Here is an 18211-nt window from a genome sequence, read left to right as displayed (position 1 = left end):
TCAAGCAATACATTCAAAACCAGCGGGGCTGACGCCCCGGCGAAATTCCCCTCCCACCTACGTCGGAGGGAGTCCCCTTTCGCATTTAAGATGGCGTGAACCTGGGCGCTGCCCAACAGGGTGAGGGTCAGGATGAGCGCGGTCTGTCTGAACATGATCAATACCTCTGGCAATGGGTCATTCGGGCTTGCCGCTCCCTGGGCGGCAAGGGGTTTGCGTTGGCGAGCTGCAGCCCTCTCTCACCATAGCAGGAGGGAGCGAAAGACGATGTCTGCGTCAGCTCTGGGGGATGCGGACCCCCTTGTCGAGGTAGAGGCTGCTGTAGTGGGCGCGGTGGGTGACGAACATCACCTGATGGCGACTGCCATCGGAGAGAATGATGAAATCACCGGCCTGTGCCGGGCTTTGCAAGCGGATCTCGTGTTCGGGGGCCGTCAGCTTGTCGGCCTCCTCCCGGAAGGTGAGGGTGTAGGAATACATATGGCGCTCCACCGCAGGCTCATATACAGACACGCCTACAACTCTAGCCCCGGTGGCCGGGATCCGCGGCGCCCAAGCGGCGCCGATGGTGCAGATAATGTCAGCCGCGGTGAGGCACAGGGATCAGGGACGACCACTGAGCAGGATGGCGCCGCCCAGGGTGATGAAGAGCCCGCCGGTGATGCGGCCAACGAGGCGCTCGCTGCGACCTGGCTTGAAATAGCGACCGGCGCGCCTGGCCAGGGCGACATAGCACAGATGCACCAGGCTGACGATGGCGCAGATGGTCAGGTACATGGTGATGAACTGCAGCGTCAGCGGACTCTGGTGATCGAGGAACTGGGGCAGCAGGGCGCAGAGGAAGACGATGGTCTTGGGGTTGCTGGCGGAGACCAGAAAGGCTTCTCGCAACAAGGAGAGGGTGGTTCTGGTGCGTCCCCGAGCGGTGGAGGGAGAGAGCCCTTGGGCATTGGTATTGGCCGCGCGCAGCGCCTTGTAGCCCAGATACACCAGGTAGCCACCCCCCGCCAGCTTGAGGGCGACAAAGAGGGGAGGCAGGGTTTGCAGCAGGGCCCCCACCCCCATGGCGACCAGACCGATGAGGATGGCCTGGCACCCCAGGTTGCCGAGGATGCTGACAAGGGCGGCGCGCCAGCCGTGTTGCAGACCGTTCTTGACCACCAGCAGCACATTGGGGCCAGGAGTCAGGGTCGCCAGCAGATAGGCTAGCGCAAACAGCATCCAGGTATTGGGGTTCATGAGCACATCCTTGGCGTCAAAGCTGGCATGATGCCAGCCTCTTTGACGAGTCGTCCAGCGGCGTCTCTCCCGGCCCCGAAGAGGATCCAGGCGAGAGCAATCAGGTGCAGCATGGTCTGCGGCTGGAAATGCAATAGGCAAGGATATGTATAAAAAAACCGCATGAAGGCAGTTTTTGATGATGCCTTCACATCGCAGATAAGCTGTCTTTTTTCTCGCCGGTCAACTAATGGCGTCGCAGCATACTGATTTCACCGATGTCGATGGATTGCCAATCGTAACCGCTGACCATCCTGCCACGAGCTTGTGGACGGGTGACGGTTTGAAAGAGCGATCTTCCTTTGGTGCGAGACAGGTCACGGTTGTGGACAGAAAGATCCCCTCTACTTGGCCATATGGAACCGCAATGAAAGAGGGGGGGGAGGATGTCACTTTTTGATGAGCGTCGTGTGCAGGATCTCTGTGCCCGCTTGCTGGCAGACACTAATAACCAGGGATATTCACTCGATAGCAAGCATGGCCGCGAGTTGAGAGATCTCCTGCAGGCTGTGGGTGGAGTCAAGCCAGTGGGACGAGGGGCTCGTCATGTGTTGACCGATGCTGGAAGGAATTATCTCGCAGCACAGCTGGCACAGGTTGCACCAGTGATGCCGGACAGGCGTGACACGATACGGGCTCTCGGGGTGGACCTGCCCGCACATCTAAACCAGGCCAGTTTTCATGCCCTCTGGTATGGGGACAGCAAGAGCGGGATAGATCCAGATAATGATGCTATCGACATCACGCTGACACAGGATGAAGTGATTCGACTTCGCACGCTGAGCCCGCTGTCACTCATCGACCAGGACGGACTGCGCCACGACATGAGGGCGCAACTGGCACTATTGGGAGAGCTGGTCTTACCGGAGCGCTGCTTGAGTAAGTTACATGGCATTGAGTGGCAGGGGCGGCAACTGGTCACGGTGGAGAACAAGGGAGCTTTCGTGGATTACCCGCTGCAAGTGGGGGAGTTGTTGCTCTATGTGCCTGGCCGCAATACCAAGTTGGCACGTCAGGTATTCCCGCTGTTGCCGGCTGCCGTACCCTGGGCCCATTTTGGCGATCTGGATCAGCGCGGATTGGATATCGCTAACGAGCTGGCCCATGCCCTTCGTCGTCCGTTGGCTCTTTGGCTACCCGACACCTTGATGGCCTATGTTCATCACTATGCCCGCACTCTGATCCGCCGTCTGGAGGGGCAACCGATCAGCAGAGGCAAGATCCCATGGGAGGAGGTCCCCGTGGTGAGTGAGCATGGCAAGCAACTGGAAGAGGTCCTTATATATCTGATCGAAAAGGGATTGTGGTTGGAACAGGAAGTATTGGTGCTAGCCGGAGATTGGCAGTCATGGCCACTCGACGCGCCTTGCGGCCAACGCAGTAATGAAAAAACCGCCATCAGGCGGTTTTAATGGTTGTCAGCCCCTATTTCAGGGCTTTTTTCAGCTTCTTGATCTTGCCTTCGTGCTTGGCGATTTTCGCCTGGCGGGCGGCGATCTTCTTCTTGATCTCTTTCTTGCTGGCCATGGGGCGGCTCCTTGGTCTCGTGGGCGCCATGGGGATCAGGGTGCCCGGGGTCTTTCCATGCGTGCCGGGAAGGCCCTCTCCATTGGCGCACTGACAGTCAGGGGAGGGGCATACCGCGGAACTGGTTTGCAGGATAGTCCAGTTTCCCGCGGGTGCCACCCGAACGGTGGGAAACAGAGGCAACAAAAAAGCGCCCCTGGGGGCGCTTCTGGCTTGAAGGGGTCGGAATCAGGCCTTCTTCAGGTAGGCGGCCACCAGCACGATCTGCATGCCGTTGACCTTGCCCTCGATGTGCAGCGGGTTGTTGGTCAGGCGAATGCCCTTGACCAGGGTGCCGCGCTTGGCGGTGAAGCCCGCGCCCTTGACGTCCAGATCCTTGATCAGGGTGACGGAGTCCCCTTCCACCAGCACGGCGCCATTGGAGTCGACGGTCGGCACGCTGTCGTCATCGTCGCTGGTCACGCCGGCGTCTGCCCAGGCCTTGACCTCGTCTTCCATGTACATCATGTCCAGCATGTCCTGGGCCCAGAGCTCGCCCCGGGCGACGAGGGCCTTCAACTGGCGCCAGGCCATCACCTGCACCGCCGGCACCTGGCTCCACATGCTGTCACCCAGGCAGCGCCAGTGGTTCACCTCCGTGGTGTCCGGCTGCTCCAGCTGGCCGCGGCAGGTGGCGCAGAGGGCCACGCTGTGGTCGTCGTCGCTGGCGGGGGAGTGCGGCACCGGGAAGGCAGTCAGCGCATGTTCTGCGCCACACAGCTCGCATTTGGCATTTGCACGGGCTTGCAGGATGGCATTGATGGTCATGATTGGGTTCCGTTTATAGGGGTAAAGCGGCTCGCCGTGGCGGGCTGCGCGAATGAGGGGGCGGAATATAGCACAAATCCCTGCTTTTTGTCAGGCTACCAGCGGCGCACAGGCGAGTGCTTTTTGACGGCAGATCGCTAGAATGAGCCTCCCTTTTTGCGCCAAAGGACAGGTTCACCGTGCTGGCCCACCGTTTTCGACAACTGGACTGCTTGCTCACCGCCGAGCGACGCTGGTGGCAATACCAGCCCTATCACCATTTGGGGATCGCCTTTGCCCGCGAGGAGCCAGCCCTTGCGAAGTGCCTGGCAGCCCTGACCCTTGACGAGATAGCGCACCTCGACGGGGATATGGATGCGCTCTGCACCCTGCTTGCCCCCTGGATCCCGGCGGGGGCCGAGTTGCAGGCCCTCGGCGAGCTTGCCCCTTTCGCCCCCGAGCCCGTCCAGTGCGCCAGGACCATGGCGATGTACATGCCGGGACGCAAGCAGGGGCAGATAGAGGCCTTCACCGGCTGCCTGCCCCCCCACCAAGGTCCCTATCTGGAGTGGTGCGCCGGCAAGGGGCATCTGGGGCGCCTGGTGTCGCTGCACCGTGGCGCGGAGATCCTTAGCCTGGAGTGGCAGGGGGCGCTCTGCGAGGAGGGGCGGCGGCTCGCCGCGCGCGACGGCGCCAACATGCGGTTCGTGGAGGCGGATGCCTTTGCCGCCGAGTCCGGGGCCCTCATCGCCCCGCACCATCACGCCATGGCGCTCCATGCCTGCGGCGATCTGCACACCCATCTGTTGACGCGGGTGGCCGAGGGGCGTGCCCAGGGGGTGACCCTCTCCCCGTGTTGCTATCACCTCATCAGGGGAGAGCACTATGCGCCCCTCTCCCGGGCCGCCAGGGCCAGTGCCCTGCGCCTTGGCAAGAGCGACCTGAAGCTGCCGCTGCAGGAGACGGTGACCGGCGGCGCCCGCATCGCCCGGTTGCGGGAGCGGGAGGTGGTGTGGCGCCTCGCCTTTGACTGCCTGCAGCGCCAGGTGCGCGGGGTGGATGAGTACCTGCCGGTGCCCAACCTGCAAAAGAGCCTGCTGACCGGGGGCTTCGAGGATTTCTGCCACTGGGCCGCCGAACGCAAGGGGATGGGCTTGCCCGCGGGGCTTGACTATGCCGCCTTGCTGGCACAGGGGGAGCGGCGTTTTGGCGATGCCGCCCGCATGGAGCTGGTGCGCCACCTGTTTCGCCGTCCCCTGGAAATCTGGCTGCTGCTCGATCGCGCCCTTTTCCTCGAGGAGCAGGGCTACCGGGTGGAGGTGGGCACCTTCTGCCCCAAACCCATGACCCCGCGCAATCTGCTGATCCGGGCGGTGCGCGCAGGGGGGATCTGAGCAAGAGTCTGGACAGGTCGGATGGCTGCAGCCGCAAGACCTGGGGCTGGATCCCCCTGCAAACGAGCGCCATCTGAGTGCAGGGAGGCATGGCTCACAATTTCGCCAAATTCTTAATTCTTGTCGTGAATTTAGTTGTCAGGATGCCTATGCTCGCCCTGACATTTTCAAGACAAGGATGGTTACCCATGTTCATGCTCACGCGTACCGCCTGCCTGGTTGCCCTCGTCTGGGCACTGCCCGGCCAGAGCGCCATGACAATCCAGCCCGATCCCCAGAACAGCGGGGGCTATGTGATGGCGGCGGCGGATCTTGCCAGTGCAGCCCAGGCCAAGACCGCCAACCCCATGTACGGGATCTGGTCTCACGCCCTGGCCACCCGGCCCAATACGGTGGTGGAGGCCATCGTGGCCCGCGCCCCCGGCAACCCGGACAACGTCAAGCGGGTCGAGCGGGTCTTCACCGAATCGGACTGGGAGTTCCTGACCCAGATGGCCGCCCCGGAGTACACCTACGAGCGCTTCCTGCGGGCGGTGGGCAAGTTCCCCGCCTTCTGCGGCGACTACACGGACGGGCGCAATGCGGACGCCATCTGCAAGAAGTCCATCATCACCGCCTTCGCCCACTTTGCCCAAGAGACCGGTGGCCACATTGCCAAGGAGAATGTCTCCGACAACCCCCTTGGGCTGGAGGAGTGGCAACAGGCCCTGGTGCACGTGCGGGAGATGGGCTGGTCTGAGGGGCAGACCGGCTACACCACGGGGTGTGGCCAGAGTGACTGGCAGAACCGGCGCTGGCCCTGCAGCACCGGTCAGGGCTATTTCGGTCGCGGCGCCAAGCAGCTCTCCTACCACTTCAACTACGGCGCCTTCTCCGAGGCCATGTTCGACGGCGACGCCTCTGTGCTCCTCAACAACCCCGGGCTGGTGGCGGACTCCTGGCTCAACCTCGCCTCCGCCATCTGGTTCTTCCTGACGCCCCAGGCTCCCAAACCCGCCATGCTGCACGTCATCGACCGGACCTGGGTGCCCTCCCAGCGTGAGCTGGCGGCGGGCATCGGCTACGGCTTTGGCACCACCATCAACATCATCAACGGTGGCATCGAGTGCGGCGAGCAGAACAAGAACAAGGGCCAGCCGGTCAACCGTATCCGCTACTGGGAGGGGCTTGCGGCCCACTACGGGATCCCGCTGCTGGCGGACGAGAAGAACACCTGCTGGCAGCAGACCCCCTATGGCAGCCTCAACCTCAACGGCGCCACCGACGTGCTCTACACCAACTGGGACGGCAACTGGAAATACTACCCGGACAGACCCGGCGGCTACTCCTTCGAGTGCGATCTGGTGGGGTACCAGACCGCCTATTCGGCCCTGGTGCCGGGGGATTACGAGAAGTGCGTGACCAACTTCTACGGCTCCCACGCCAGCTGGCCCAAGGTACGGGTGGTGGCCACGCTGGATCCGGCCCCCGTCGACCCGAGCGAGCCGCCGGCAGGCGGGGTGCCCGCCTGGGACGCGGGCAAGGTCTACACCGCCGGCAACAAGGTGAGCCACAAGGGCGTGGTGTATCAGGCCAAGTGGTGGACCCAGGGCAACGAGCCGGGCAAGGGGGATCCCTGGGCTCCGGTGACCTGAGAGTCAGTACAAGCGCAAGCACCCCGGGGAGGCCGCGCGCCTCCCTTGTTGATCGCCGCGCTGGCTTGCTGCGCCTCTTTTGGCACTGATAGAGTGCGGATTCACACCGAGGGAGGATGACCATGAACATCGCCATTCATTTTGAAATTCCGGTACAGGATTTGGAGAGAGCCATTCGCTTCTATGAGGGGGTCTTCGAGACGGTGCTGGAGCGGGTGCAGATCGATGGCAACGAGATGGCGCTCTTTCCCCTGGAAAGTGGCACGGCGGGCTGCTCCGGCGCCCTGGCGAAGGGGGAGAGCTATGTGCCGAGTCTGGATGGCACCCGGATCTATCTGCGGGTGCCTGACATCGAGGGGGCCATGGCCCGGGCGCTGGCATCGGGCGGGGCCTGTCTCTATCCCGTCACCCGGGTCGGGGAGAGCCTCCGGGTGGCGGAGTGTCGGGATTGCGAGGGGAACCGCATCGCCTTGCAGGAGGGAACCTGACCATTATTTATCCGGTGCATGGGGTGTGTTGAGTCATTCACGCGATGAATAAAGAGGGGGATTTTCCCGCTCCGGGAGTCTCAGACCCGCGGTGAGGCCCCGGAATGGTCAGTTGCCGCCCCCCGGATCCCGTGCTACTTCATCTGGTGCGGCAAGGAGGCGAGCACCCGTTCGCCCGGTCTGTCGCCCCAACTCTCAGGAGGCATCATGGAAGGGCATTGTCTGTGTGGCGGGATCACCGTGTCGAGCGGCGATCACAAGGAGGTCAACCTGTGTCACTGCGCCATGTGCCGGCGCTGGTCAGGGGGGCCCATGTTCGCGGTGCACGGGGGCAAGGGCGTGCGGTTCACCGGGATGACCCCGGTGGCCTACCGCTCGTCGGAGTGGGCGGAGCGCGGATTCTGCCCCACCTGCGGCACCCATCTTTTCTACCATCTGTTGCCGACGGACGAGTACATCCTCTCAGCCGGCCTGTTTCAGGATCAGGGGTTCGAGCTCACCGGGCAGATCTTCATCGACGAGAAGCCCGACTTCTATGCCCTCAAGAACGACACCCCGACCCTGACCGGACAGCAGGTGTTCGAGCAGTTCGCCCCCAAACCCTGAGCCTGTACTCACCCCGAGGAGAAGCCATCATGGATGAACAACCGAAGGTGAAGGGGCCTGCCTCCTATTTTCCCGCCATCGAGCAGAAATACGGCCAGCCCATCGTCCACTGGCTGACCCTGCTGGCAGGGCGGGAGGAGCGCAAACACATGGCCCTGGTGGCCTGGCTCAAGGACGAACACGCCATGGGCCACGGCCATGCCAATGCCCTGGTGGCCCACTTTTTGGCGCAGCCCGATGCGCCCGGCGTGGCATGACAGTGCCACAGTGCAAAACGTGCAGGAAAGCCAGAGGATCAGAGAGATGAAGATAAGCGTCAGCGTCTGGGTTGCCAGGCCGATTGCCGATGTGTGGCAGGGCTGGAACACCCCCGCCAGCATCATGGCATGGAACGCCGCCTCCCCGCAGTGGCACTGCCCCCAAAGCCGGGTGGACCTGCGGGTGGGTGGGTGGGCGTTTTTGCCACCACATGGCGGCGCGGGATGGCAGCACGGGGTTTGATTTCGAGGGGACCTTCACCGAGGTCACAGCGCCGACGGGGCTCGGCTACGTCATGGACGATGGCCGCGAGGTGAGCGTGCGGTTCGTGGCAGAGCAGGGGGGCACCCAGGTGGAGGAGCGGTTCGATGCCGAGTCCCTGCACAGCGGCGAACAGCAGCGGGCGGGGTGGCAGAGCATCCTGGATAACTTCAAGCGACATATGGAAGCCGCCAGCTGACCCCTGTGGGGCGCCATAAAAAAACCACCGCAAGCTGGCGGTGGTTTTTTTATGGCGTTCGCCCGGGGCAAGGCGGGGCGGGGAAGGGGGTCACTCCTCGATGTCCAGCAGCACCAGGATGGCGCTCTCGCCCCCCCACTCCCGCGGCGCCTGGTGAAAGGCGCGCACAGCGGGGTGCTGGGCCAGCCAGCTCGGGATGCGCTGCTTGAGGATGTGCTTGCCGATGCCGTGCATCACCGAAGCGACGTGGATGTTCTCTTTTCGGCACAGGGTGAGCAGGGCCGCCAGCTCCTGCTTGGCCTGGTGCTGGTTCATGCCGTGCAGATCCAGATAAATCTCCGGCGGGTAGCTGCCGCGCTTGAGCTTTTTCAGCTCGAATTTTGACACGTCGTCGCGCACGTAACGGGTCGGCCCGTCCGCCTCGAGATGGGGCTGGTACTCGTCGCTGAAAAAGTGGTCAACCCCAAGCTTTTCGCGGCTCTCGCGCACTTCGCGTTTCTGCTTGACCGGGCTTGAGGAGGCCCTTATGGTATCTTGCTTAATTTTCCGGGTACCTTTGACAGCATCACGAAACAACAGGCTTTCCTCGTCTGTGAGTGAGGGCGTATTTTTCATCAGGTACTCGTCTTGCTCGCTGTATAAAATTCTCGGGCCGGATATTACTCGACTTGGAGGTGGATTTGGACAAGATATTTATCGATGAGGTGGTTGCCGAAATGCACACCATCCAGGACATGTTGCGCTGGGCCATGAGTCGTTTCAACGACGCCGGGATCTTCTACGGACATGGTACCGACAACGCCTGGGATGAGGCCGTGCAACTGGTGCTGCCCGCGTTACATCTGCCGCCGGACGTGGATCCGGGCATGCGCCACTCCCGCCTGACCACCAGCGAGCGCCACCGCATCGCCGAGCTCATCATCCGCCGCGTGCAGGAGCGCATTCCGGCGCCTTACCTGACCAACAAGGCCTGGTATGCGGGCTGGGAATTCTACGTGGACGAACGGGTGCTCATTCCGCGCTCCCCCATCGCCGAGATGGTGGCCAACCGCTTCGCCCCCTTCCTGAAAGACGAACCGACCCGGATCATGGACCTGTGCACCGGCTCCGGCTGCATCGCCATCATCATGGCCCACGAGTTCCCCCATGCGGAAGTGGATGCCATCGACATCAGCGTCGATGCCCTCAACGTGGCCGAGCGCAACATCAACGATCACGGGCTGGAGCAGCAGGTTATCCCCATTCGCTCCGATCTGTTCCGGGATCTGCCGGCCGGTGACAAGTACGATCTCATCGTCTCCAACCCGCCCTACGTGGACTCCGAGGACATGTCGGATCTGCCGGAGGAGTTTCGCCACGAGCCGGAGCTGGCCCTGGCGTCGGGCTCCGACGGCCTCAAGCTCACCAAACGTCTGCTGGCCAATGCCGCCGACTTCCTGAAAGAGGATGGCGTGCTGGTGGTCGAGGTGGGCAACAGCATGATCCACCTGGAAGCCCAGTTCCCCGAGGTGCCCTTCACCTGGGTCGAGTTCGAAAACGGCGGCCACGGCGTCTTTGTGATGACCCGCGCAGAGCTCGAGCAGTACCAGGCCCATTTCGCCATTTACAAGAACTAAGCAGCAAGGAGCATTCATGGCAGGGAACAGTTTCGGCCAACTCTTTCGGGTCACCACTTTCGGCGAGAGCCACGGTCTGGCGCTGGGCGCCGTGGTCGACGGCTGCCCGCCGGGGCTGGAGATAAGCGAAGACGATTTGCAGGGGGATCTGGACAGGCGCAAGCCCGGTACGTCCCGCTACACCACTCAGCGCCGCGAGGCGGACGAGGTGAAGATCCTCTCCGGGGTGTTCGAGGGCAAGACCACGGGCACCTCCATCGGGCTGCTCATCGAGAACACCGATCAGCGCTCCAAGGACTACTCCGAGATCAAGGATCTGTTCCGACCCGGCCACGCCGACTACACCTATCACCAGAAGTACGGCCAGCGTGACTACCGTGGCGGCGGCCGCTCCTCGGCCCGCGAGACCGCCATGCGGGTCGCGGCGGGCGCCATCGCCAAGAAGTACCTGAAACAGGTGCACGGCATCGAGATCGTGGGTTTTCTCTCCCAGCTCGGCCCCATCAAGGCGGAAGGGTTCGACGAGAGCCAGATCGAGCAGAACCCCTTCTTCTTCCCCGATGCGGGCAAGCTGGAGGCGCTGGATGAATACATGCGTGCCCTCAAGAAAGAGGGAAACAGCGTGGGGGCCAAGGTGTGCGTCGTGGCGCGCAACGTGCCGGTGGGCCTGGGGGAGCCGGTGTTCGACCGCCTCGACGCCGACATCGCCCACGCCATGATGGGCATCAACGCGGTGAAAGGGGTGGAGATCGGTGACGGCTTCGCGGTGGTGGAGCAAAAAGGCTCGGAGCACCGGGACGAGATGACTCCGACCGGCTTTGCCAGCAATCATGCGGGGGGCATCCTGGGGGGCATTTCGTCGGGTCAGGAGATCGTGGTGAGCATGGCCCTCAAGCCTACCTCCAGCATCACGGTGCCGGGCAAGACCATCACCACCAGCGGTGAGGCCACCGAGATGATCACCAAGGGGCGTCACGACCCCTGCGTCGGCATCCGTGCCGTGCCCATCGCCGAGGCCATGCTGGCCCTGGTGCTGATGGATCACCTGCTGCGCCACCGCGCCCAGAACCAGGGCGTGCACACCCAGACCCCGCAGCTGCGCTGATCACGCTGCGGGCCAGGTGAGTGATCACCAGATACCACAAGGCGACCCCAGGGTCGCCTTTTTCATGGTTTTTTGCCGGCGTCGGCGTCAGGGGGCCGATGGCGTCGAGAGCGATGGGTGCCGGGTTGCGTCCAGGCGGCAGCGGGGCGGCGCAAAGGCGGGATCCGGTGAGGGCAGGGTGGCGATGGCGGCATCGATGCGGGCGAGCGCCTCATCGTTCACGGCCTTTTTGGCAAACATCAGGCGCACCGGCTGCTGGTGCAAGAGCACCTGACACTGGATGGCATTGCTCGCCCCGAGCTGGTAGCGGGCGTATTGCCACTCCATGATGACGCCGTCGAGGCGGCGCGCCAGCAAGAGGGTGAGCAGCCTGTCATCGCTGTTGTATTCACTCGCCTGCCCGAGGGCAGGGCACTCCTCGTTCATCGGCAGGGGGCGGGTACCCCGCAGCTTGCCAAGTCGAAGCCCCTTGGCCTGGCAGAGGGTTGCCAGCTCTGTGAGCCCTTGCCAGCCGTCGGGCTCCCCGGCCTGCGGGCGCTGGCTCAGCAGCACGAAGCTGGCGCGCCGATAGGGGGCGGAGAAGCGGGCGAACCGCTCCCGCTCGGGGGTTTTCAGGGCGCCCATGGCCACGTCCAGCTGCTGGCGCTCCATGAGGTAGAGGGCCCGGGCCCAGGGGAGGTTGCGAAAGGCGGGCTCCACGCCTGCCTTGCCCAGGATCTGGCGGGTCAGGGTCACGTCCAGTCCGCCGAGGGTGCCGTCGGCAGCGATTTGACTGAAAGGGGGCCAGTGGCTCCAGGCCACCGACAGGGTCTCCCTGGCGGCGAGGGGCTGGGCGAAGAGCAGGGGCAGGACGAGGCCCAGCATGCGCCGGGCGGTGGGGGTGAACTTCCGTTTCAATCAAAACCTCCTGTTCCGTGTATCGCGCCGTCCCCGGCAGGCTGCGCAGGGGCATTGATACATACGGCGATTCGGGCCATTTTGTCCTGCCTTCGTCCCTATTTCCAGCCGTGCTGGGAGGCGCATCACATTTTCCTCGTCTAAGTGCGCCAACTCCGTTAGACTGCGCCTCTATTCTTTCCCCTTTGCTCTGCTCCCCGGGGAAATCGTTGTTTTCTCTATAGGCCCGGATCCTGTGAGATGGCATCGGCTCAGCAGAGGAGCCCCACCACGATCTTTGGCGCCCCTATCCCTAGCAGGTAACTATGAGTTTTACTTCCCTCGGTCTGGCCGAACCCTTGTTGCGTGCCGTTGCCGAGCAAGGCTACGACACCCCGTCTCCCATTCAGCAACAAGCGATCCCGGCGGTACTGGCTGGCCGTGATCTGATGGCCGCCGCCCAGACCGGGACCGGCAAGACCGCAGGTTTCACCCTGCCGATGCTGCAGCGTCTGATTGAAAGCAAGCGCAAGGTCTCCCCGAATCGCATCCGTGCCCTGGTGCTGACCCCGACCCGCGAGCTGGCCGCCCAGGTGGGCGAGAGCGTGCGCAACTACGGCAAACACCTGCCGATCCGCAGCCACGTGGTATTTGGCGGCGTGAGCATCAACCCGCAGATGATGGCGACCCGCCGTGGTCTGGACGTGCTGGTGGCCTGCCCGGGCCGCCTGATGGATCTCTACAACCAGAACGCCGTCAAGTTCGACGAAGTGGAGATCCTGGTACTGGACGAAGCGGATCGCATGCTCGACATGGGTTTTATCCGCGACATCCGCCGCATCCTGGCCCTGCTGCCGAAGAAGCGCCAGAACCTGCTGTTCTCCGCCACCTTCGCCGACGAAATTCGCGAGCTGGCCACCGGTCTGCTGGACAACCCGGCGGTGATCGAAGTGACCCCGCGCAACAGCACCGCCGAGCGCATCGAGCAGCTGGTACACCCCTGTGACAAGGCCAACAAGATTGCCCTGCTGAGCCATCTGGTCACCAGCAACGACTGGCAGCAGGTGCTGGTGTTCACCCGCACCAAGCACATGGCCAACCGCGTTGCCGAGACCCTGGACAAGAACGGCGTCAGCGCCGCCGCCATCCACGGCAACAAGAGCCAGGGTGCCCGTACCCGTGCCCTGGCCGGTTTCAAGGATGGCAGCGTCAAGGTGCTGGTGGCGACCGACATCGCCGCCCGTGGTCTGGACATCGACAAACTGCCACAGGTGGTCAACTTCGAGCTGCCGAACGTGGCGGAAGATTACGTGCACCGTATCGGCCGTACCGGTCGTGCCGGCGCCGCCGGTCACGCCATCTCCCTGGTCGCGGCCGATGAAGGCAAGCTCATCAAGGCCATCGAGCGTCTGACCAAGCAGAACATTCCGTGCGAGCAGGTGGCCGGTTTTGAAGCCTCCCGCGAGACCCTCGACAACATCGCCCGTGGCATCGGCGCGCCGCTTCGCAAAGAGCCGCGCGATCCGAGCGAGCAGCGCCGTGCGCCGCGTCCGCAAGGTCAGGGCCAGCGTCAGGGTGCCGGTCGCTCTGCCAACGGTGGCAATGGCGGCGGTAACCGCTCCGGCAACGGTGGCAAGCCCAAGCCCCAGGGCGGTCAGCGTCCGGAAGGCGGCGCCGCCAAACCGGCCCAGGCCCGTCGTCCCCGTCGCGCCAGCCACAACCAGTAAGCGGCCAGGGAGCCAGGCTCCCCACTGTTCGGTTGATACAAAAAGCCCCGCCAATCTGGCTGGGCTTTTTTTGTCCTAGTAGACGCTATTCACCGTAGAGGCGGATCTCCAGCACATGAGTGATGGCCTCGCCGCTCCAGTGGTACTCCAGATGACGGGCGTGGTCCACCCGGCTGACCAGACGGGGGCGATAGAGCACGTGACAGTCGTGACCGGGGTGGCGCACCGAGCGGTAGTGGATGCCGTCCGCCCCGGCGACCTTCTGCTCCCGGGCGAAGGCCTGGGCGGGGCCGTAATCGGTGGCGTGATAGAGGGGGCCTGGCAAAAACGCCGGGCCCGTGATGTCGATGAGGCTGGCGCTGAACTGCGCCTGGATCACCCGCATCTGCACCTTCTGGGCCGGCTCCCGGGTGTACCCGAAGATCCGCTCCCTGTGGTAGACCGTCTCCTTGATGCCGGTGTCGAGGGAGGGGGCACAATAGTAGCCGCCAAAGTCCCCCGTGGTGAAACGGGCACCCTCGGGATTGAGGTGGGTGAAGGCGGCCATCACATAGCTGCCGCCGGGCAGCCCCACCAGCCAGTCTTCCCTGGGCACCCGCATCAGCTCGCCCGCCTCTTCCCTCAGCCTGTCGTTGGTCAGGGCCTCGACGGCCCAGACCGCCTCAAGCTCGTCGGCGGTAGCGACGTCTTCATAGAGGCAGATGGGGGGAAAGCGGCTCGGAATGATGCGATAGGCGCAGGCATTGTGGAAGGTGCGCAAGGGCGGGGAGGACATCAGGCCATCTCCCCGCGCCAGGCGTGCAGCCGGGTAGCCACTTCGTAGAGATCGGCCACCCGCCCACCCTGCATGACCTCCATGGCGCTGCGCCCGGCGAAGAAGGGGTGGCTGTTGGGTTTGCGCACCCAGCCATAGATGCTCTCATCCAGGCTGAACAGCAGCCGCAGGCTCTTGTGGATGTTGAGTAGATAGCTCATCCGCTCCTGGAGATCGGCGCTCAGCCGAATGCCGCCGCTGGCCTCCTTGTACTTGTTCAGGGTGGAGCGGGAGGTAATGCCAAGCAGCCTGAGCTGTTCATCCGTGCTGCACTGCCATTTGTCCATGATGCGAAACACCACGGGCAGGGCCTTGCTGGGATCGACGGCGGGCTGTTGCCGGGCAAGAGATGCGGTGGCGACCATGTTGCCTCCCGGGTTGGCGTGCCAGACGGGCACGGGATCGTGGGTTATCTGCTAAGCAGTGTAGGGCAGGGGCGCAGTCATGTACATATCTATACATGCTTGCACTCAAATGTTCATTATTGGATGGATTTCGCGAGGAGGGGCGCGGGTCGGCCAAGTGAGACCGTGCCAATGAAGCGCCCCGCCAACTGGGTTGGCGGGGCGTGTCTCTTTGCGGCGTTTCTGTTTGTTGGGTCGGGGAGATCAGAGCGCGGGCAGCAATCCCATGCTGACGCTTATCTGCACCCCGACGATCAGCACACCCATGGCGCCGGCAAGGCCCAGGGCCAGCACGCCGCCCGGGGCGCGGTAGTGGTCTGCTTCGGCCTGCTTGCGGCTCTGCCACACCAGGGCCACCGGCAGCAGCACCGCCAGCACCGCCAGCGCAATGGCGGCGTAACCGAGCGCCATGATGAAGCCTTGCGGGAAGTAGAGGGCGAACAGCAGGGGCGGCACGAAGGTGATGAGGCCGGTCTGGGTGCGGCCCTGCCAGTTGTCCTTGCGACGGGTCACCTTGGCCATGAAGTCGAACAGTCCCAGGGTCACCCCGAGGAAGGAGGTGGCGAGTGCGAGATCCGCAAACAGATGCATCGCCTGGTTGAAGGCGGGCCAGCTCACCAGGCCGCCGACGTTGGCCAGCAGGCTGTCCAGGGCGCCGCCGGTCTGGATCAGGGATTGCTGGCCCAGCAGCCCCAGGATGGCGACCTGCCACAGCACGTAGAGCACGAGCGGCAAGGCGGAGCCCCACACGAAGACCCGGCGCAACTGCCTGGGGTTGTCCCCGAGGTAGAGCATGACGCTCGGGATGGAGCCGTGGAAGCCGAAGGAGGTGAAGATGACCGGCAGGCCCGCCAGCAGCAAGCCTTCCCCGAGGGGCATGGAGAGCAGGTGCTGCCCCTGGGCGCGGGGCAGCAGCAGCGCCAACACCGCCACCATGATCACCAGCTTCACGGTGAACATCAGGCGGTTGAGGTAATCCACCTGCCTGGTGCCGACGCACACCATGCCGCCAAACAGCAGGGTAAAGACCCAGGCCGCCTGCTCCTGGCCGAGGGGCAGGCCGGCATCGGCCAGTGCCTGGGCCAGCAGGCTGCTGCCGCCGCTGATGTAGGCGGAGGCCAGGGCGTAGAACAGCATCAGGATGCAGAAGGAGGCGATGCCCTTGCCCCAGGGGCCGAGCAGGTGATCCGCCAGCTGGTGCAGGTACCACTTGCCGGTGCTGAGGCTGGCTTCCACCTGCAGCATGGCGGTGAAGGCCATCAGGGCCCAGAGGCCGATCATCAGCATCAGGGTGGCGGGGCCGCCCAGGGACGAGGAGGCCAGCGGCAGGGCCAGCATGCCGGCGCCTATGGTGGTGCCGGCAATCAACAGGGTACAACCCAGGGTCTTGGTATTCATGTCATCCATCCGAAAGTGAGGGGCGCTGTTGCAAACAAGAGAGAGCCAGTTGGCTGTGTCGGGAGGCGCCTCCGGGGAAAAGCCGGAGGCTAGCAATATCGGTGTGGATACATCTGTACCTGAAACCTGTCAGTTGTAAAAATTGGTTGCCAAGTTAGCGGATTGAAATGGCGGAAACAACCCCTTAAAAGCGGATTTTGTGCTGTAGCAAGCCGAAGGGTGGCAATAAAAAGTGACACATTGCGCCATGCGCCGAAAAAACGCGCCCCTCAGGGGGAGGCTGCCCGTCAGGCTGCGTTGCGGGTCGACATCGAGAGCGCCCGCGTTGGCGGCAACAGGGCTTGCAGAGGGTAACACGGGGCCCTGGTGGTGCGACTGGCCCGATATAAGCAAACATCGGGTCATACTCCCAAAAGCCATCATTTTCACTTATAGCGAGCCGAGGCGCCGATAAACGTGCCCTGGCGCGGGGTTGCCGCCCGGCAGATCACCTCAAAGCCAGAAGGCGAAGGGCAAAAGCTGAGACAACAGGGGAGAACACAAGCAGGTGTGGGGGAGGAGGCTCAGGGGCTGGCACTGCGGGCCGCCCCCGGGGTGGTGCGTCGTTGCCGGGTCAGCGGCGGCGTTTGAGGGTACGGCTCACATAGTGCAGGCCGCTCTGGTAGTCGCCATTGACCGCCTTGAGGGCCAGCGTCAGGGCCTGGCTTGCCAGGGCGTCGTGCTGCTGGGGCAGGGAGTTGATGCCAAAGGGGAGGAAATCGAGCAGGCGGTCATCCCCGAAGGTAGCCATGGCGAGCTGGCTCATGTCGGCCTCCTGCTCCAGCAGGTAGTCGAGCACCCCCTCCATCAGGATGTAGGAGGTGGTGATCAGCGCCTCGGGCAGTTGGCCGAGCTGCTGATGGAGCGTCTTGATCAGGCGATACCCTTCGGTGCGCGAGAAGTGGGCCCCTTCACACAGGTGGCGGGTCGCACTGTGACTGGCAATGGCCTGTTCGAAGCCCGCTTTTCGCTCCTGACTGATCGTCAGTTCCGGCAGTGCAGTGATCAAGGCGATATGACCGATGGCCGGGGTGAGCAGGGAGGCGGTGAGGTCCAGGCTCGCCTTCTGGTTTTCACTCGCCACGGTGACGAAGTGCTCGGTGGCCATGGCACGGTCGATGGCGAGGATCTGCACGCCCCGGGACTGCTGCTCCAGGTAGAAGGGATCCGCCGGGGGGAGGCAGCTTGCCACCAGGAGCGCATCCACATGGCGGCTCACCAGCATCCGGGCCAGCTCCTTTTCGGTGTCCGGATCGTCCTCCGAGCAGACGATGAGCAACTGATAACCCTGGGTGCGGGCCCCTTGCTCCAGGCGCTTGGCGAGCTTGGCGTAACTGGCGTTTTCGAGGTCGGGCAGGATGAAGCCGAGGGTGCGGGTCTGGCCGCCGCGCAGGGAAGCGGCGCGGCTGTCCGGCTGATAGTTGTGGGCATGGACCACGGCCATCACCTTGTCGCGGGTTGCCTGGCTGATGCGGTATTGATCGGCCTTGCCATTGATCACATAGCTTGCGGTGGTGCGAGAGACACCGGCCAGCGCGGCGATTTCATCCAGTTTCATCATGTTGGCTCTGTTTGAGTTGCAAGGCCCGCGCCGGTTCCTGGTTGGGGCGCCGAAAAGTGTGCGCGGGATCATATCATTGAAACGTACTTTCTGCGGGATCTTGAACAATGCGCTGAAACGATTCAGTCTGAGTGTAATTGAAACGATTCAGCTTGTCAGTAACGGATGATTATCTGCACTTGGAAATGGGTTCCGGCTCACCAAAGCGAGAGATCACCGTCTATTGTCAGCAGGCAAGTT

General features: G+C 63.4%; 20 protein-coding genes. 11 read left to right on the top strand and 9 right to left on the bottom strand.

Going from position 1 to position 18211, the window contains the following annotated elements; translation table 11 throughout:
• Window positions 1-276: 276 nt before the first annotated feature.
• Window positions 277-480 (bottom strand): hypothetical protein, encoded by a 204-nt coding sequence (locus AB5Y64_RS00910; protein ID WP_039040737.1) that lies wholly within the window; start codon window positions 478-480, stop codon window positions 277-279.
• Window positions 481-603: 123 nt separating this feature from the next.
• Window positions 604-1239, bottom strand: coding sequence for a LysE family translocator (locus tag AB5Y64_RS00905; RefSeq protein ID WP_103243080.1), 636 nt, complete (start codon window positions 1237-1239; stop codon window positions 604-606).
• A 425-nt stretch (window positions 1240-1664) separates the two neighbouring features.
• On the opposite strand from AB5Y64_RS00905, the gene AB5Y64_RS00900 reads away from it, so the two are divergent.
• Window positions 1665-2690 (top strand): Wadjet anti-phage system protein JetD domain-containing protein, encoded by a 1026-nt coding sequence (locus AB5Y64_RS00900; protein ID WP_319899362.1) that lies wholly within the window; start codon window positions 1665-1667, stop codon window positions 2688-2690.
• Between the two features lie 343 nt (window positions 2691-3033).
• Here the strand turns inward: AB5Y64_RS00900 and AB5Y64_RS00895 are convergent, their stop codons facing one another.
• Window positions 3034-3612, bottom strand: coding sequence for an alkylphosphonate utilization protein (locus AB5Y64_RS00895; RefSeq protein ID WP_039040739.1), 579 nt, complete (start codon window positions 3610-3612; stop codon window positions 3034-3036).
• A gap of 179 nt (window positions 3613-3791) precedes the next feature.
• Between AB5Y64_RS00895 and AB5Y64_RS00890 the strand changes: the two genes are divergently transcribed.
• The 7 genes from AB5Y64_RS00890 (at window position 3792) to AB5Y64_RS00860 (ending at window position 8431) form a co-directional block, all read left to right on the top strand.
• The gene (locus AB5Y64_RS00890; protein WP_319899363.1) at window positions 3792-4985 is read left to right on the top strand and encodes a methyltransferase; all 1194 of its coding nucleotides are present in this window, start codon (window positions 3792-3794) and stop codon (window positions 4983-4985) included.
• A 188-nt stretch (window positions 4986-5173) separates the two neighbouring features.
• On the top strand, window positions 5174-6619 hold the full coding sequence (locus AB5Y64_RS00885; protein ID WP_368203057.1) for a chitinase: 1446 nt from the start codon (window positions 5174-5176) through the stop codon (window positions 6617-6619).
• A gap of 122 nt (window positions 6620-6741) precedes the next feature.
• Entirely contained in the window at window positions 6742-7107 is a 366-nt protein-coding gene (locus AB5Y64_RS00880; protein WP_221365486.1) for a VOC family protein, read from the top strand.
• A 207-nt stretch (window positions 7108-7314) separates the two neighbouring features.
• The gene (locus AB5Y64_RS00875) at window positions 7315-7713 is read left to right on the top strand and encodes a GFA family protein (protein WP_010674834.1); all 399 of its coding nucleotides are present in this window, start codon (window positions 7315-7317) and stop codon (window positions 7711-7713) included.
• Window positions 7714-7742: 29 nt separating this feature from the next.
• Window positions 7743-7970, top strand: a complete 228-nt coding sequence (locus AB5Y64_RS00870; protein WP_042863908.1) for a DUF4287 domain-containing protein — start codon at window positions 7743-7745, stop codon at window positions 7968-7970.
• Entirely contained in the window at window positions 7912-8214 is a 303-nt protein-coding gene (locus AB5Y64_RS00865; protein WP_308443934.1) for an SRPBCC domain-containing protein, read from the top strand. Before AB5Y64_RS00870 ends, AB5Y64_RS00865 begins: the two co-directional genes overlap by 59 nt.
• On the top strand, window positions 8159-8431 hold the full coding sequence (locus AB5Y64_RS00860) for an SRPBCC domain-containing protein (protein WP_235696168.1): 273 nt from the start codon (window positions 8159-8161) through the stop codon (window positions 8429-8431). The genes AB5Y64_RS00865 and AB5Y64_RS00860 overlap by 56 nt, the downstream gene beginning before the upstream one ends.
• 90 nt (window positions 8432-8521) lie before the next feature.
• Here the strand turns inward: AB5Y64_RS00860 and smrB are convergent, their stop codons facing one another.
• The gene (gene smrB / locus AB5Y64_RS00855; RefSeq protein WP_049636766.1) at window positions 8522-9046 is read right to left on the bottom strand and encodes an endonuclease SmrB; all 525 of its coding nucleotides are present in this window, start codon (window positions 9044-9046) and stop codon (window positions 8522-8524) included.
• Between the two features lie 65 nt (window positions 9047-9111).
• On the opposite strand from smrB, the gene prmB reads away from it, so the two are divergent.
• Window positions 9112-10047, top strand: coding sequence for a 50S ribosomal protein L3 N(5)-glutamine methyltransferase (gene prmB / locus AB5Y64_RS00850; RefSeq protein ID WP_041211581.1), 936 nt, complete (start codon window positions 9112-9114; stop codon window positions 10045-10047).
• 16 nt (window positions 10048-10063) lie between these two features.
• Window positions 10064-11152 (top strand): chorismate synthase, encoded by a 1089-nt coding sequence (gene aroC, locus AB5Y64_RS00845; protein ID WP_042017130.1) that lies wholly within the window; start codon window positions 10064-10066, stop codon window positions 11150-11152.
• An 87-nt stretch (window positions 11153-11239) separates the two neighbouring features.
• On the opposite strand, the gene AB5Y64_RS00840 is transcribed toward aroC, so the two are convergent.
• A complete protein-coding gene (locus AB5Y64_RS00840) occupies window positions 11240-12016 on the bottom strand; it encodes an ABC transporter substrate-binding protein (protein ID WP_171865710.1) in 777 nt (258 codons plus the stop codon).
• Window positions 12017-12354: 338 nt separating this feature from the next.
• Between AB5Y64_RS00840 and AB5Y64_RS00835 the strand changes: the two genes are divergently transcribed.
• On the top strand, window positions 12355-13755 hold the full coding sequence (locus tag AB5Y64_RS00835; protein ID WP_104452956.1) for a DEAD/DEAH box helicase: 1401 nt from the start codon (window positions 12355-12357) through the stop codon (window positions 13753-13755).
• An 85-nt stretch (window positions 13756-13840) separates the two neighbouring features.
• On the opposite strand, the gene AB5Y64_RS00830 is transcribed toward AB5Y64_RS00835, so the two are convergent.
• From AB5Y64_RS00830 to cra, 4 genes are all read right to left on the bottom strand, one after another.
• A complete protein-coding gene (locus AB5Y64_RS00830) occupies window positions 13841-14530 on the bottom strand; it encodes an RES family NAD+ phosphorylase (protein ID WP_042017126.1) in 690 nt (229 codons plus the stop codon).
• On the bottom strand, window positions 14530-14934 hold the full coding sequence (locus AB5Y64_RS00825) for an antitoxin Xre-like helix-turn-helix domain-containing protein (protein WP_182721605.1): 405 nt from the start codon (window positions 14932-14934) through the stop codon (window positions 14530-14532). Before AB5Y64_RS00825 ends, AB5Y64_RS00830 begins: the two co-directional genes overlap by 1 nt.
• Window positions 14935-15177: 243 nt before the next feature.
• Window positions 15178-16371, bottom strand: a complete 1194-nt coding sequence (locus AB5Y64_RS00820; protein ID WP_368203055.1) for an aromatic amino acid transport family protein — start codon at window positions 16369-16371, stop codon at window positions 15178-15180.
• Window positions 16372-16984: 613 nt separating this feature from the next.
• The gene (gene cra / locus AB5Y64_RS00815) at window positions 16985-17971 is read right to left on the bottom strand and encodes a catabolite repressor/activator (protein WP_010674823.1); all 987 of its coding nucleotides are present in this window, start codon (window positions 17969-17971) and stop codon (window positions 16985-16987) included.
• Window positions 17972-18211 lie beyond the last annotated feature (240 nt).

Origin of the sequence: Aeromonas sp. R5-1 (assembly GCF_040908265.1) — a bacterium.
Taxonomy (GTDB): Bacteria; Pseudomonadota; Gammaproteobacteria; order Enterobacterales; family Aeromonadaceae; genus Aeromonas; species Aeromonas caviae.
Note: the sequence above shows the minus strand (reverse complement) of the source record. Positions and strands in the feature narration are given on the sequence as shown.

Excerpts from the sequence above, each read along its gene's own strand:
- AB5Y64_RS00885 (WP_368203057.1), top strand. The coding sequence starts at position 5,174 with ATGTTCATGCTCACGCGTACCGCCTGCCTGGTTGCCCTCGTCTGGGCA.
- AB5Y64_RS00900 (WP_319899362.1), top strand. The coding sequence starts at position 1,665 with ATGTCACTTTTTGATGAGCGTCGTGTGCAGGATCTCTGTGCCCGCTTG.
- AB5Y64_RS00870 (WP_042863908.1), top strand. The coding sequence starts at position 7,743 with ATGGATGAACAACCGAAGGTGAAGGGGCCTGCCTCCTATTTTCCCGCC.
- AB5Y64_RS00820 (WP_368203055.1), bottom strand. The coding sequence starts at position 16,371 with ATGAATACCAAGACCCTGGGTTGTACCCTGTTGATTGCCGGCACCACC.
- AB5Y64_RS00865 (WP_308443934.1), top strand. The coding sequence starts at position 7,912 with ATGCCAATGCCCTGGTGGCCCACTTTTTGGCGCAGCCCGATGCGCCCG.
- aroC (WP_042017130.1), top strand. The coding sequence starts at position 10,064 with ATGGCAGGGAACAGTTTCGGCCAACTCTTTCGGGTCACCACTTTCGGC.
- cra (WP_010674823.1), bottom strand. The coding sequence starts at position 17,971 with ATGATGAAACTGGATGAAATCGCCGCGCTGGCCGGTGTCTCTCGCACC.
- AB5Y64_RS00835 (WP_104452956.1), top strand. The coding sequence starts at position 12,355 with ATGAGTTTTACTTCCCTCGGTCTGGCCGAACCCTTGTTGCGTGCCGTT.
- AB5Y64_RS00910 (WP_039040737.1), bottom strand. The coding sequence starts at position 480 with ATGTATTCCTACACCCTCACCTTCCGGGAGGAGGCCGACAAGCTGACG.
- AB5Y64_RS00875 (WP_010674834.1), top strand. The coding sequence starts at position 7,315 with ATGGAAGGGCATTGTCTGTGTGGCGGGATCACCGTGTCGAGCGGCGAT.
- AB5Y64_RS00905 (WP_103243080.1), bottom strand. The coding sequence starts at position 1,239 with ATGAACCCCAATACCTGGATGCTGTTTGCGCTAGCCTATCTGCTGGCG.
- smrB (WP_049636766.1), bottom strand. The coding sequence starts at position 9,046 with ATGAAAAATACGCCCTCACTCACAGACGAGGAAAGCCTGTTGTTTCGT.
- AB5Y64_RS00880 (WP_221365486.1), top strand. The coding sequence starts at position 6,742 with ATGAACATCGCCATTCATTTTGAAATTCCGGTACAGGATTTGGAGAGA.
- AB5Y64_RS00895 (WP_039040739.1), bottom strand. The coding sequence starts at position 3,612 with ATGACCATCAATGCCATCCTGCAAGCCCGTGCAAATGCCAAATGCGAG.
- AB5Y64_RS00840 (WP_171865710.1), bottom strand. The coding sequence starts at position 12,016 with ATGCTGGGCCTCGTCCTGCCCCTGCTCTTCGCCCAGCCCCTCGCCGCC.
- AB5Y64_RS00825 (WP_182721605.1), bottom strand. The coding sequence starts at position 14,934 with ATGGTCGCCACCGCATCTCTTGCCCGGCAACAGCCCGCCGTCGATCCC.
- AB5Y64_RS00830 (WP_042017126.1), bottom strand. The coding sequence starts at position 14,530 with ATGTCCTCCCCGCCCTTGCGCACCTTCCACAATGCCTGCGCCTATCGC.